We start from the raw sequence: 14,150 nt of genomic DNA on the forward strand, positions 1-14,150 counted from the left end.
AAAGCACGTGCTCTACGAGATAAAGTGTTCAACCGCCCAGCCACACAGGCTGCGCTTAAGGCCGAAGGTTTAGTGTAAGCTAGTAACCTTTCCTGCCCTGTTAGATACTCTGTTGATCCTGTGGGGCAGGAGAAACCACATACATGCCGGTTGTACGCGCAGGAGAAATCAACACCAATCCTGCAGCACGTGCCGTGCGTACTGCAAGTGCTGTAGGTGCAGAAAGCGACACTACAGCAGACATACCAGCAGCAACGGCTTTTGCTGCCATCTCATAAGAACAGCGACTTGTTAAAAAACAAAATCCCTGTGTGAAATCTAATTGATGCCTTAGCCCATAACCTATCAGCTTATCCAAAGCATTATGGCGGCCAACATCTTCTCGCATATGTAAAATATGGCCATTAGGCAGGCACCATGCTGCTGCATGCAACATACCTACGCCTTTATTTAAAACCTGATGATTCCTTAAATTTTCTAATGCTTTATGGATTGCATCTGCATCAGGCTCCTGCCCTATTACACCAGATATTTTCCGGCTTGTTATACTCTCCATGTCCGCACCACAAATTCCGCACCCCGTCCGTCCGGCTATTGGGCGGCGCGTACGCGCGAGAACCTTGCGCAAGGCTTCTGCATTTACCCGCATATCAGCACGTAAGCCATCAGACTGTGTTGTTATGTCTATTTTCCGCAAATCTGTAACGGAAGAAATAATATCTTCTGTAAAAGAAAAACCCACAACAAAATCATGTACATCATGCGGTGTTATCATCATGACCGCATAATCAATACCATTATATACCAAAGCAAGAGGCACCTCCTCTGCCACCATAAGTGTAATGTGCTCTCGCGTAATATCCGTGCTTTCATGCCCTTGCGGCCAGCTTATCCGTTCCGCTTCACACGGCAGCGCTATAGAAAAGGATATATCTTCCGCCATCACCCCTTTCCTCCTTCGGCCTCAACATTACGCACAGAAGCGCAATATTTTTGGGCAAGCATAAGATCTTGAGGCGTGTTGATATTCATAAAAGGATCCATTCCCTCTACCAGAGGAAAATCTACAGCACGTGCCCCCAAGGTATTTGCCAGTGTGCGCACACGTGTTTGATGCTTTTTATTCTCCTGTGTCAGAAAAGATAGCTGCGCTGCTAGCGCTGCCCTAGCAGAAACAGGCCATGCCGCTACCAATGGATGAGACCGTTCCCCACAACACGCATATGAAGGTGCAGGCACAAGTGCAGCCACAAGCCCGGCAGGAATAAACGGCGTATCCACCGGTATTGTTATGAGCGTAGTGTACCCGCTACTTTCTGCCCATTCCAAACCGCTTAACACCCCGGCCAATGGCCCCACATCATGCATGAAATCTGGCAAAACCGGACAGTGCCACGCATCAAATCGTGCAGAATCACCATTAGCGCTAATAGCGACGGTACTACATTCTTGCTGCAAACGTGCAAAAACACGATCTAAAGAAAGACCCTTCCCTGTATCTAAAAAGGCCTTATCCTGCCCATGCATTCGGCTTGCCTGCCCACCAGCTAATATCAGCCCCGCTATTTTCATACCCATTCCACCATTCTTGAAAAATATCTTTTTCTTTGATTCTGATTTTTTACGTTTTACACATTCTAAAATCTAAAGATTTTTTCTATCCCTTACTGGTTTTGCAAGCATGATATCTCAGCGCACGCAGCTTATTTTTGGCATTATCGGCCGTAGTGGGTCTGGCAAAACGCATTTAATATCACGATTACTTCCTGCTTTTTGTAATCTTGGTTTACGTGTCTCAACCATTAAGCACACGCACCACGGTGTAGACATGGACAAACCCGGTAAAGATACCTTTGCACACAGGCAAAATGGCGCTGCTGAAGTGATGCTCGCCACCCCTGAACGATGGGTGCTTCAACATGAATGCAATAATACCCTCCCCACCATATCTGATTTGCTCCAGCGCATGGAGCCTGTCGATCTGGTGCTGGTAGAAGGCTTTCATGCAACTATACCGACCTGCCTAGAAGTGTGGAGACCCACTATAGGGAAAACCCCATTATTCCCGCAAACACCGGGGATTGTTGCTGTGGCTTCAGACAATTCTATTATATCAAATGTTCCAGATAACCTCACTATTCTGGATATGAATGATACAATGGCCATTGCAGCATATATTCGCACGCATGCTTATGCGTTCAAATTATCAAACTAAGCTGTAAAAGGTATCATCTGGCACATATCTCCAACCTGTAAGGATGTACCAGCAGAAACCCTTACAAGACCGGTGGCCTGCGTGAGGCAAAGAATATCAGAAGCCCCAACTGACCGCACAAGAGTAATAAGGTTCTTCCCCTTATTTTCTGTAGAATATACTGGCAAAAAACTGGTTGTATCTGCTGCCGCAACATAGGCAAAACTGCTTTGCCCTTCTATTGGCATACTTGTTTTTTTCTCCTGCTTTTCACCAGCAAAACCACGCAAAAATGGTATAATAAACAGTTGTGCACATATAGCTGCTGCTCCTGGATTTCCTGGCAAACAGAATACCATTTTCTGGCCCAGTTGCATGACTGTCATGGGCTTGCCGGGACGCATTTTTACGCGTCGAAATAGGCATTTAGCACCCATCTGGCAGAGAACATGCAGAACATGATCGGTCTGCCCAACAGAAATACCGCCTGTGGTGATGAGAATATCAGCTTCCTGCGCACATTGATGAAGGAGCTTGTGTAAAGCCTCCATACTGTCAGACCCACACACATAACGTGTGACGCGTACGCCCTCGCTTTGCAGCATTGCCGCTAATAGCTGCGTATTCAGTTCCGTTCGACAATCTGTTGCTGTTGCACCAAACTCTGCTCCGTTGGCCACAACACACACCTTCGGGTGTTTATAAACAGATACCTGCTCTTTACCTTGGTGCGCCAATATAGATAGGTGCCGCCAATCCAGCTTCAGGCCATGCTCAAGCAACATGTCGCCTTTACAGAACTCCTCCCCACTTCGCCGAATATTCAAGCCATTTCTGACGTTCTGTTCCAGCAAATGTACATGTCCATCCGTTATAGATGTGCGCTCCTGAGCCACAACACAATCTGCCCCTGCAGGAATACGCGCACCAGTAAGAATGCTGCACGCAACGCCCTTCTCCAAGGAGGGCGAGGCATCACCTGCGGCTATCTGTCCGGCAAGAGGCAAGCCAACGCTACCTGCTTTTTCCATATCTGCACAACGGAATGCATATCCATCCATTGCTGAAATATCAGCTTCTGGACGCGGCATCACAGCCCTTATATCCTCAGCAAGAACACGCCCAGATGCCTGCGAGATAGATACAAATTCCGTTGTCAGTAACGGTATATTTTGCATATAGGCAGCAAGAATCGCCTGTGCTTCATCATACGCCACCATATCTGGTACCGCGCATTTTGGGTCTGAAACAGCTGAGGCTAATAAAGAACCAACCATACAGCCATTACCCGGGAAATGAGAACGGATTCAAACCTGCGCGTGCAAACCCCTGCTGTTCCACGGCTGTATCCAAAACAAAGCTACCCAGATCATCTGCAACCGCATCTCGTTCTGGATCATAGTCCAACCGAAAAACCTTCAGATATGTTTTACAATCTCCGCAGCTTTCTATTTGAACAGGAGCTTTCAAATCTTCAAACGTCCAGTGTTCAAGATGAGCAGAGGCACCGCATTCTACACAGATACCGCGCACTCTGTGCCAACGTGTCTCACACAAACTGCACTGAAGGTAACGCAGCCCTTCACGGTCACCTCCCAATACAAGGCTTGCTACCGGCTGGGCACCACAACATGGGCATAATTTAGCCTCTCCAACAGGTTGTGTCTGCTGAATATGTTGCTGATCCTGTTCTACTGCCTGCGCCCAACAAACAGACAAAGCAGCCCAGAGTATAACGGCTAACCCGGCATCAACCTGTGTATAATTTCCACACAACAAGTTGGCAGCCTGCTTTGTTAAAGCCGGAACATCTTGCCCGCACTCTTCCAACATTGTGCGCGTTGTTTCTGGTACAACACAACCTACCTGCTGCACCAAAAATAAAAATGCCTGTTGCCAGGATGGTATTTCCAGCAACAGTTTTTCAAGGTGATCTTGATCACACCCCTGCTTTGGCACTGCACGAATAGCAGAAACATCTGCTGCACCAAGTGGCATATGTTTCAAAATCTGCTGCGCTTCAACAAGATAAGCAAGGAACTTAAAATATTCTCCCTTCGCTTCACCCTGTTGTTCTGCCAGCAAGCGAAGCCGTTTTTCCCTGCGTGTATAGACAGCTTCCAGCACCGGGAAAATCAATGGCTCAATAGCCTGCACGCCCGGTGTGCGTTTATCCAGCGGAACAATATCGGTTTCAGAACGCATTAGTGTGGCCGTTTTGCAGAAGATGTTTCAGCAGGTAACACTTCCTCTTCATACCACCGATCATGATGCTGCCGCGCCCATGCACGGGAGACGTAACCTGTAACCATGCCGCCAATAGAACCCCGCACCCATATGCCCATATAGATATGGCCCACCACCAACAGGATAAGCCCAAGTCCGGCAACAGAATGAGCCAACAAAGCCAGCCTTAGCACAGGGATGGGAAAATACATGGCAAAATAGGCGCGCCAGATCATGAACCCGCTCACCAGCAACAGGCTGATAAGTGACATAATACCCCAGAACAGTATCTTCTGCCCTGCATTGTATTTACCAATCTGCAATTTCGCGCCATGCTTGTTCATCAGCACATCAACAATATGGCGAAACCATGTGATATCCGTGCGTACAAACAAGTTATGGTGCACAAAACGCACACACATACACATCAGCAATACAAAAACTGTTATACCAAGAAACGGGTGCAGCAACCGCGCCATCTGCGGTGGCCCGAGCACATAGCCAAGCCAGTTCAGGCTAGGAAAAAACCACGAGATTCCAGAAAGCGCGACCAGAAAAAAACAGGCAACCATTGTCCAATGGCAAAGCCGATCCATAAACTTTGTGCGCAGAACAAGATTTTTGGTATCCATTACGCATCCCTCCCGTTTTGGTCCGGCTTTTCATCTGCTTCTACCAGTTCCTTTTCAGGAACTTCTGGCAATGTTTCATCCGTGCTATTGGGGCCAACTGCCATGTAATGCGCAAAAGCCCCTGCCAATGTGGCAATAAAGCCAAGTGCACCAACTGGTTTCAGCCATTCCTTCCAACCACGCACAACCGGGCTGATATGAGGTTCGGCTGGTAGCCTATGGTAAAGAGTTGGATTATCGGCATGCGTCAGCACATACATAACATGTGTACCGCCTACACCCGGTGGATCATACAATCCTGCGCCTTCATGGCCTCGGCTTTTTAGATCTTCCACGCGGTTTTCTGCCAAATCCTTCATTTCCGCTTTGGAACCAAAGGATATAGCACCGGTCGGGCAAGTTTTTACACATGCGGGTTCCTGCCCTACGGCAACCCTATCTGCACACAAGGTGCATTTATAAGCTTTGTTATCTTTTGTATTGATGCGCGGAATATCAAACGGGCACCCCGCAATGCAGTACCCACAGCCAATGCACTGTTCAGACTGAAAATCCACAATACCGTTGGCAAACTGCAAAATAGCCCCAGGACTTGGACAAGCCTTTAAGCAGCCCGGATCCTCGCAGTGCATACAACCTTCCTTGCGCAGTAACCATTCCAGCTTGCCACCTTCGTCCTCCACCTCATCAAAGCGAATGACGGTCCATGTTTCTGCCGCCAGGTCTGCGGGGTTGTCATACACCCCTACGTTGTGACCAACCTCATCTCGCAGATCATTCCATTCCGAACAGGCAACCTGACATCCCTTGCACCCCGTACAGAGGGAAACGTCTATCAGTTTGGCGACTTCCTGCTCATGTCGCCGCGCCTGAGGTGATGGTGTCAGCCCATTGGTGGCGGAACGGCGAATGATGTCCTGTGACTGCATGCTCATCAACGCACCTCAGACTTTTTCAACGTTAACAAGGAAGGCCTTGAATTCTGGTGTTTGAGAATTTGCATCGCCCATGGCTGGTGTCAGTGTATTGGCCAAAAAGCCCTTACGTGTGGCACCTTTAAAACCCCAATGGCAGGGCACCCCAACCTGATCCACTTCCTGCCCCATCACATTCAGGCGTTTAAGCCGCTTGGTGACTACGGCCTTGGCCTCGATATATCCTCGGCGGGAAGATACCCGCACCGTATCACCGGCTGAAACACCAAGCTTGCCAGCCAGACGTTCACCAATTTCTACAAACTGCTCTGGCTGCATAATGGCGTTGAGGTGTGAATGTTTTGTCCAGTGCCGGAACAGCTCTGTAATAGAGTAAGTTGTGGCCACATATGGAAACTCTGAAGGGTTGCCCATACGTGGTATTTCATCTGCGAACTGCCGGGCCACTGGGTTGTGCCGCACTTTGCTCCCCAACGCTGGCGCCAATACCGGGCTTTCTGTTGGTTCATAATGTTCGGGGAATGGCCCATCCACCAACGATGCCCCAGCAAACAGGCGGCTAACACCTTCACTTTGCATAATGAATGGCCCAACACCGCTGCCTGGCGGAGATGTAAGCGGGTAATCAGGCACGTCCGCTCCACCCCAACGCTGACCATTCCATTCAATAATCTTGCGGCGCGGATCCCACGGACGGCCTTGCGGATCCAACGAGGCACGATTGTAAAGCAAGCGCCTATTTGCAGGCCAAGCCCATGCCCAACCTGGTGTATTGCCAAGGCCGGTATCCGTATTATCCCGCCGTGCCATCTGGTTACCGGCTTCTGTCCAGGAACCCGCAAACACCCAGCAATAGCTGGCCGTTGTGCCATCATCTTTCAGTACGGAGAAATCAGGCAGCAACTCCCCTTTTCTGGCAACCACTTTGCCTGTGGCATCCTGAATATCTGCCAAGGCATAACCATTGGCTTCCTTTGCCACTTCCTCTGGCATCGGGTCTTCCGGATCTTGATAGTTCCACTGCATGTTCAGAACAGGTTCTGGGCATACACCGCCTTCCTTCGCATACAGGTCACGCAACTTGGTAAAGATGGTACCCAGAATGCGCCCGTCATTCCAAGCCTCTCCCGGTGGCTGCGTGCCAGCATAATGCCACTGAAGCCAACGTGCCGAATTGACGACCGAGCCATTTTCTTCTGCAAAACAGGAAGAAGGCAGACGGAAAACTTCTGTCTGGATATCTTCAGGCCTTACATCATTGTAAACGCCTTCGTTCTGCCAGAAATTGGATGTTTCTGTATCCAGCGGATCTATGGTGACGAGAAAACGCAACTTGGCCAAGCCATCACGCATACGGTTTTTATCCGGCATGGCTGCAAGCGGGTTAAAGCCCTGCGCAATGTAACCGTTTACCTTGCCTTGCTGCATACGCTCAAAATAGGCGAGCATATCGTAACTGCGGTCCCACTTTGGCAGCCAATCATACCCCCAGTTATTGGAATCTGTGGCGTGATTTCCCCATAAGGTTTTCATCAAGCTCACAAAAAACTTGGGCGCATTATGCCAGTAATTCACTTCCTTGGGCTCATCCGCCTTTGGAGTGACTGCCTGCAGGTAAGCATCCAATGTTTGCTGGCTGTCTTTAGGCAGATTCATATACCCAGGCAGACGCGTTGAGAGCAGCCCGAGGTCCGTATAACCTTGAATATTGGAATGTCCGCGCAGAGCATTCAGGCCGCCACCGGGCATCCCCACATTACCCAGCAACATTTGCACCATAGATGCTGCACGAATGATCTGAGATCCATTGGTATGGTGTGTCCAGCCCAACGCAAATAAGAATGTGGATGTACGATCTGGCACACTAGTGGATGCCAGAGTTTCACACACATGCAGAAAATCTTTTTCCGGCGTGCCTGTAATCTGAGAAACAAGTTCTGGTGTGTAGCGGCTGGTATAGTTGCGTAAAAGATTTAGCACGCAACGTGGATGCTGGAATGTAGGGTCCTGCTTGGCAAAGCCCTGTTCATCACGCTCGTAATCCCATGAGGTCGTATTATAGCTACGCGTAGCAGTATCATACCCCGAGAACAGACCTTCATGAAACTGAAAGTCTTCGCGCACTATCAACGCAGCGTTTGTGTAGGCTTTTACATATTCATGCTGAATTTTATCGTGCGTCAGCAGATAGTTGATAACACCCAGCATAAAAGCGGCATCAGAACCCGCACGGATTGGCGCATAAAAATCTGCAACGGCTGCGCTTCGGTTAAACCGAGGATCAACCACCATAACCTGGGCGGCATTACGGGTTTTGGCTTCCATAACCCATTTAAAACCAACAGGATGTGCTTCTGCCGGGTTACCACCCATAATCAGAACAACGTTGGCGTTTTTGATATCCACCCAATTGTTGGTCATTGCGCCACGGCCAAAGCTGGCACCTAGCGCAGAAACCGTAGGGGCATGACAAAGCCGCGCCTGACAATCCAGCCCCAGAATACCCAACGCCCGCGCAAACTTAAAATCCAGCAGCCCGGTTTCATTACTGGCCGCAGAAGATGCCAGCATACCTGTGCTCAGCCAGCGATTAACCAGTTCACCTTTCTCATTCCGCTGAATAAAGTTTTTATCCCGATCATCCTTCAAAAGGCGGGCAATACGGTCAGTCGCTTCCTTCCAGCTTATGCGCTTCCATTCCCGGCTACCGGGCGCACGATAAGAAGGATATTGCAGGCGCGTTTCGCTGTGAATGAAATCCACCAACCCCGCGCCTTTCGGGCACAAAGAACCGCGGCTAACAGGGTGGTCTGGGTCACCTTCAATATGAAAAATGCTGGGCTTGGCATTTTTAGCGCCATCCCCCAGAGAATACATAAGCAAACCGCACCCAACAGAACAATAAGTACAGTTGTTGCGGGTTTCCTTGGCACGCAGCAGCTTATATTGGCGTGTTTCCTGTGCCAAAGCTTTAATCGGCGGTACAAAACCAAGCGCAACAGCACTAGCACCCGCCACACATGCGCCAGTATTCCGTAAAAATTCTCTGCGCCCCAAGGCCATGTAAACCACCCTGATGTTTTATTAAAAACAGAATGAAGGTTATCTACATTTTCATTTATGGAGCGTCTTTGATCCGGATCACATTATTTTAGATTTTAACTATATTTGTAAATATATAGAAAATTCACACCTTACATTACCCACTAAATTACTAATGAATACTTATATAAAATCTATAAGAATAGCATAATGAAAAATACTTTGAATATAAATATTATTATATTTATAAAATGAAGAATCGTTTTCTTTTCCTGAGAAACACTGTTTATTCTCACACATTACCGTGAAAAACAAACAACGCCGCAACACCAATAGAAATTAGCATCGAAAGGCGATCTTTTACATTATCTATAATTTTTCAGGAAAGATTGGCTGGGGGACCTGGATTCGAACCAGGGCTGACCGGGTCAGAGCCGGTAGTTCTACCGCTAAACTATCCCCCAGCAAACTGGGCCTTACAGAAGCTTTTAAGGAGCGTTTCCGTTCGGTGAGGCTCATCTAGCATTCCGCTTTAGGGTGCGCAACCCCTTTTTCCAAAAGAATTTTCATTTTGTCACATATTTGTCTTGCTCCCTGCGCGTGAGGGCCCAAAATAAGAGATAATATGGTTTAACCTCTTGTTTAAGGACCGGACAGATGGATCGTCCCCCCTCCTGGACCGGTCGGTCTGGCAGATTTGTGTCGGCCTCTCCGCCTATAAGTGGAGAGGAAGATCTTTTTGCCGCGCTCGATCTGGGAACAAATAACTGCCGTTTAGTGGTTGCAACCCAAACAGCAGGTGGGTTTAGGGTTGTAGATAGTTATAGCCGTATGGTGCGGCTTGGAGAAGGTCTGCATCACACCGGAAAGCTGCATAACGCTGCCATGGAACGCACCATGGAAGCGCTGCAAACATGCGCAGAACGTTTAAGCAGATGGCCTGTCCGAGAAATCCGTGCTGTGGCGACGGAAGCTTGCCGACGTGCAGAAAACGGTAAAACCTTTCTTCAACAGGTCAATCAGCGTACGGGATTTGATATTCAGATCATTTCCGGGCGGGAAGAAGCCAGTCTTGCTGTAGAAAGCTGCGCCAACCTGCTGCACAACCCGCGCTTTGGGCCGCCACGTAATCGGGCTTTACTGTTTGATATTGGCGGCGGCTCAACTGAGATTGCATGGGTACGCACAGATTCCGCGCGCCAAACAGAAGAGCTCATTGGGTATCTCAGCCTGCCGGTTGGTGTCATCACACTTTCCGAACAGTTTGGTCATGCATACAGCACAGATGATCGCACCTATCGTAAAATGGTGGAGCATACACGGCACCATCTGCGTGAGTTCGAGAACGTCTACCGGATCAGGCCGGAAATTAGGCGCAAGCAAACACGCCTGATAGGCACTAGTGGCACAGTTACAACGCTTGCCAGCCTTATCTTAAATCTGCCGCGCTATGCTCGGGCAGCTGTAGATGGTTCCTTGCTCCCGGCCTCTAGCGCCAGATTGGCTGTGCGCACTTTGCAAAAAATGGGTGCTGATGGCATTGCCCGGCATCCCTGTATTGGCCCGGATCGCGCACCTTTTGTTTTGCCCGGCTGTGCCATTTTTGAAGCCATTCATGATGTCTGGCCGGTAGAAGATATTATTGTTGCAGACAGAGGGCTGCGCGATGGCATGGTTTTGCGTATGATCCGCGGCAAATCGGGTATGGCTTCTCGCCGCAATCGTGCGTCTTTATCCATTCCCCCTCATCTTCGCCACTCCATGCAGGCAACAGGCTTATGACTGAAAAGAAAAACCGCCCCACTGGCAGTTCAACGTTGCGCGTACCTGGCCGTGCCCGCAAGAGCAGCGCAACACCCGGCAGCCGATTGATGCAAAATGATTCTGATGCCCCGCAAAAAATGCGTGCGCAGTCGGTGTCATTACGCACAGCGCGCGGACGCACAACAGCTCAACAACGTTGGCTCTCTCGGCAATTGAATGACCCTTACGTGCAAGCTGCACACAAACAGGGCTGGCGTTCACGCGCGGCATTCAAGCTGATTGAACTTGATGATCGCTTCCACCTTATTCGTCCTGGCATGCGCATTGTAGACCTTGGAGCTGCCCCTGGTGGGTGGACGCAGGTTCTGGTCAAACGCGGCGCAGAACAGGTTGTAGGGGTGGATCTTCTGCCCGTAGAACCCGTAGCTGGCGCAGAAATTATTGAGGGCGATTTTACAGACCCAGAAATGGATGCGCGCCTTATTTCCATGCTGGGCGGCAAAGCTGATCTGGTTGTATCTGACATGGCCCCCAATACAACGGGCCACGCGCCAACAGACCATGTGCGGATTATTGGCTTAGCAGAAGAAGCCTTGTACTTTGCCTTTGATATTTTGGCAGAAGGTGGTGGGTTTGTTGCCAAGGTGTTTCAGGGCGGTTCAGAAAAAGCCATGCTGAATATCATGAAGCAGGCCTTTACGCAGGTTCGGCACGCCAAACCGCCTGCAAGTCGTAAAGATTCCAGCGAGCTTTACGTGGTTGCCACCGGATTTCGCCCAGACCGTATCAATACACAGACCGCATAATTTCTACACGGTCTGCGGCCTCGCTTAGCCCCAAAGCCAAGCTGCGCCTCTTACGCCTGAACTGTCACCATGCTTGTTTTTCAACAGTTCGGTATTGCATTCAGGCGTAATCACGTATTGCTTCATAACATCCGGCACCCGTTCATACAGGCAGTTCAGGTTTGAAACCTCGCCCCCAGAACAATTGCATCCGGATCAATAATATTCACAATCAGTGCGCAGGCGCGGCCTAGCCTATCTACGTACAAATCCAAGGCACGCTGGGCTGCTGCATCACCAGATGCAGCAGCATCTTCAATACCCTGCACACTACGGTTCCCAGCCCCTTTCCACGATTCAGCCAAAGCCGGACCACATAAGAACCGCTCCAAACAGCCAGAATTACCACAAAAACATTTAGGCATGGGGAATTCATCTTCCCGAACCCACGGCAAAGGGGTGTGGCCCCATTCTCCGGCAATGTCATGCAAGCCTTTCAAGGGTTTGCCATCAACAATAATGCCGCCGCCCATGCCGGAACCAAGAATCACACCAAACACCACATGGCGCCCTGCCGCTGCCCCATCTGTTGCTTCCGACAGTGCAAAGCAGTTGGCATCATTTTCAACACGAACAGGAAAACCCAAAATATCCTGCAAATCATCTGCAAAGGGCTGGCCATTCAGCCATGTCGCATTCGCATTTTTTACAAGGCGGGTATGCGCATCCACCGCACCGGGAATGCCTACCCCAACAGTGGCATACGGATTTGTACGGGTATGCGCATCATCAACCAATTTTTTCACATCACTTAACAGGCCCTGATACGTGCCAGGGTTGCTAACACGATGCCGCAAAACCACCTGCCCCTTCGGCATCAAGAGCGACGATTTCGATCTTGGTGCCCCCAATATCGATTCCCAGACGGTAGTCCGACATACTTTTAACCTGCTGTTTTTATTAAACTTTTAACAGAACGTTTCCTGCTACAAAAGAAAGTGGCACACTTTGTAAACAACACGCCACCAACCTCCTACGGCAGGAACCAGCCAAGATGAATGAAACTGTTCTTGACGCACGCGGGCTTAATTGTCCACTTCCCGTGCTCAAGGCCAACCGTGTTCTCCGAACAATGCAACCGGGAGAACGGCTTCGAATATTAGCAACGGATCGCGCTTCCATAACCGATTTTCAGGTGTTCTGCCGCGAAACCGGCCATGCCCTTATCGCCTTTACGGATGAGAACAGCGTATTCTGTTTTACCGTAAAATGTCGCGCCAGCGCGCCTGCAAACAAGCCAAACTAAAAAAATCCTGCCTGCCACACACCACCCAAGACTTGGCAGACCCCTGCATATCGGGCTATTGCCTGCCCCTCATGACGGATAGGAACCCCCGCGCCATGTCGGACAACATCAAATCACTGTCTTTCGAAGATGCGCTTTCCGAGCTGGAAAAAATTGTGCGCGACTTGGAAGGCGGGCAGCTAAAGCTGGAAGATGCAATAACGGCCTATGAACGCGGGGCTGCCCTACGGCAACATTGTGAGGCCAAGCTTAGCGAGGCTGAGGCCCGCGTGCAGGCGATCGTGCAGCGTTCTGATGGAACGCTGAACATGAAACCTATGGACTGAGATGTCGATGACAAACCCGACACACCCCTCTATCAATCGTGCATCAGATAATGGCGCTCTGCTTAAGCAGGATATGGCTGCACGTGCCCGCGTTATTGAACACACGATTGATACCTTACTCCCCCCTACAACAGGAGGCGATGCGCGGCTGATCGAAGCCATGCGCTACGCAACACTTGGGGGCGGTAAGCGGTTACGTGGCTATCTTGCCATTGTAACGGCCAGCCTTTTTGGTGTTCCAGAAAGTCAGTCCGCACGCGTCGCTGCGTCTGTTGAAATGCTGCACGCTTACTCTCTGGTGCATGATGATCTTCCCGCCATGGACGATGATGATATGCGCCGGGGCCAGCCTTCTACGCATCGCAAATTTGATGAGGCCACAGCCATTCTGGCTGGAGACGCCCTTCAAACCAAAGCATTCGAAATTCTGGCAGCCAGCCAGACCCATACGGATGCAAGCGTGCGTATTGATCTGATTTCCGCCTTTGCCGAGGCTTCTGGTGCTGCTGGCATGGTTGGTGGCCAGATGATTGATATGGAAGGCGAAGGCCGCGCGCTTCCGCTTGAAGAAGTGCGCCATCTCCACGCTCTCAAAACCGGCTGCCTGATCCGTTATTCCGCAGAATCTGGCGCCATTCTGGGTCAGGCATCTCCTGATCTGCGGCGGCGTCTGCGTTCCTATGGCGCAAATATTGGCGCAGCTTTCCAGATTGCAGATGACGTGCTTGATGCAACAGCCACAGCAGAAGAACTGGGCAAAACGGCTGGTAAGGATGAAGCTTCAGGCAAATCCACCTTTGTTGCCCTGCTGGGTATTGAGGGCGCCAAAGCAGAAGCTCTGCGCGTAACAGAAGAAGCCATTGCCGATCTGGAACCCTTTGGTGCACAGGCAGATCGTCTGCGTGATCTGGCCTATTATGTGATCGAACGGAAAAACTGA

General features: G+C 50.0%; 13 protein-coding genes, 1 tRNA gene and 1 pseudogene. 6 read left to right on the forward strand and 9 right to left on the reverse strand.

The annotated features are described in order from the left end of the window. Nucleotides 1-100 precede the first annotated feature (100 nt). Both fdhD and mobA read right to left on the reverse strand, forming a co-directional pair. On the reverse strand, nucleotides 101-943 hold the full coding sequence (fdhD, locus tag A4S02_RS05510; protein ID WP_070323188.1) for a formate dehydrogenase accessory sulfurtransferase FdhD: 843 nt from the start codon (nucleotides 941-943) through the stop codon (nucleotides 101-103). Next, a complete protein-coding gene (gene mobA, locus A4S02_RS05515) occupies nucleotides 943-1,572 on the reverse strand; it encodes a molybdenum cofactor guanylyltransferase (RefSeq protein WP_070324189.1) in 630 nt (209 codons plus the stop codon). The genes fdhD and mobA overlap by 1 nt, the downstream gene beginning before the upstream one ends. Nucleotides 1,573-1,681: 109 nt before the next feature. Between mobA and mobB the strand changes: the two genes are divergently transcribed. Beyond that, nucleotides 1,682-2,215 (forward strand): molybdopterin-guanine dinucleotide biosynthesis protein B, encoded by a 534-nt coding sequence (mobB, locus tag A4S02_RS05520; RefSeq protein WP_070323189.1) that lies wholly within the window; start codon nucleotides 1,682-1,684, stop codon nucleotides 2,213-2,215. On the opposite strand, the gene A4S02_RS05525 is transcribed toward mobB, so the two are convergent. The 6 genes from A4S02_RS05525 to A4S02_RS05550 form a co-directional block, all read right to left on the reverse strand. After that, entirely contained in the window at nucleotides 2,212-3,471 is a 1,260-nt protein-coding gene (locus A4S02_RS05525; protein WP_070323190.1) for a molybdopterin molybdotransferase MoeA, read from the reverse strand. The genes mobB and A4S02_RS05525 overlap by 4 nt on opposite strands. 7 nt (nucleotides 3,472-3,478) lie before the next feature. Then, on the reverse strand, nucleotides 3,479-4,399 hold the full coding sequence (fdhE, locus tag A4S02_RS05530; protein ID WP_070323191.1) for a formate dehydrogenase accessory protein FdhE: 921 nt from the start codon (nucleotides 4,397-4,399) through the stop codon (nucleotides 3,479-3,481). After that, on the reverse strand, nucleotides 4,399-5,052 hold the full coding sequence (locus tag A4S02_RS05535) for a formate dehydrogenase subunit gamma (RefSeq protein ID WP_070323192.1): 654 nt from the start codon (nucleotides 5,050-5,052) through the stop codon (nucleotides 4,399-4,401). Before A4S02_RS05535 ends, fdhE begins: the two co-directional genes overlap by 1 nt. Further along, on the reverse strand, nucleotides 5,052-5,987 hold the full coding sequence (gene fdxH / locus A4S02_RS05540) for a formate dehydrogenase subunit beta (RefSeq protein WP_070323193.1): 936 nt from the start codon (nucleotides 5,985-5,987) through the stop codon (nucleotides 5,052-5,054). The genes A4S02_RS05535 and fdxH overlap by 1 nt, the downstream gene beginning before the upstream one ends. 9 nt (nucleotides 5,988-5,996) lie before the next feature. Beyond that, nucleotides 5,997-9,050, reverse strand: coding sequence for a formate dehydrogenase-N subunit alpha (gene fdnG, locus A4S02_RS05545; RefSeq protein WP_082246766.1), 3,054 nt, complete (start codon nucleotides 9,048-9,050; stop codon nucleotides 5,997-5,999). 369 nt (nucleotides 9,051-9,419) lie between these two features. Then, nucleotides 9,420-9,493: transfer RNA gene (locus tag A4S02_RS05550), tRNA-Gln, on the reverse strand. Nucleotides 9,494-9,686: 193 nt separating this feature from the next. Between A4S02_RS05550 and A4S02_RS05555 the strand changes: the two genes are divergently transcribed. Both A4S02_RS05555 and A4S02_RS05560 read left to right on the forward strand, forming a co-directional pair. Then, complete coding sequence (locus A4S02_RS05555) at nucleotides 9,687-10,811, forward strand: Ppx/GppA phosphatase family protein (protein ID WP_228142473.1); 1,125 nt, start codon at nucleotides 9,687-9,689, stop codon at nucleotides 10,809-10,811. Continuing rightward, nucleotides 10,808-11,599 (forward strand): RlmE family RNA methyltransferase, encoded by a 792-nt coding sequence (locus A4S02_RS05560; protein WP_070323194.1) that lies wholly within the window; start codon nucleotides 10,808-10,810, stop codon nucleotides 11,597-11,599. The genes A4S02_RS05555 and A4S02_RS05560 overlap by 4 nt, the downstream gene beginning before the upstream one ends. 24 nt (nucleotides 11,600-11,623) lie before the next feature. On the opposite strand, the pseudogene A4S02_RS05565 reads toward A4S02_RS05560, so the two are convergent. Then, a pseudogene (locus tag A4S02_RS05565) lies at nucleotides 11,624-12,517 on the reverse strand (ROK family protein). A 115-nt stretch (nucleotides 12,518-12,632) separates the two neighbouring features. Between A4S02_RS05565 and A4S02_RS05570 the strand changes: the two are divergent. The 3 genes from A4S02_RS05570 (at nucleotide 12,633) to A4S02_RS05580 (ending at nucleotide 14,150) form a co-directional block, all read left to right on the forward strand. Continuing rightward, on the forward strand, nucleotides 12,633-12,884 hold the full coding sequence (locus A4S02_RS05570) for a sulfurtransferase TusA family protein (protein ID WP_003625422.1): 252 nt from the start codon (nucleotides 12,633-12,635) through the stop codon (nucleotides 12,882-12,884). A 71-nt stretch (nucleotides 12,885-12,955) separates the two neighbouring features. Next, on the forward strand, nucleotides 12,956-13,210 hold the full coding sequence (locus A4S02_RS05575; protein ID WP_019088451.1) for an exodeoxyribonuclease VII small subunit: 255 nt from the start codon (nucleotides 12,956-12,958) through the stop codon (nucleotides 13,208-13,210). A gap of 1 nt (nucleotide 13,211) precedes the next feature. Next, nucleotides 13,212-14,150 (forward strand): polyprenyl synthetase family protein, encoded by a 939-nt coding sequence (locus tag A4S02_RS05580; protein ID WP_019088452.1) that lies wholly within the window; start codon nucleotides 13,212-13,214, stop codon nucleotides 14,148-14,150.

Source organism: Acetobacter ascendens, from assembly GCF_001766235.1.
In the GTDB taxonomy this organism is placed as follows: Bacteria; Pseudomonadota; Alphaproteobacteria; order Acetobacterales; family Acetobacteraceae; genus Acetobacter; species Acetobacter ascendens.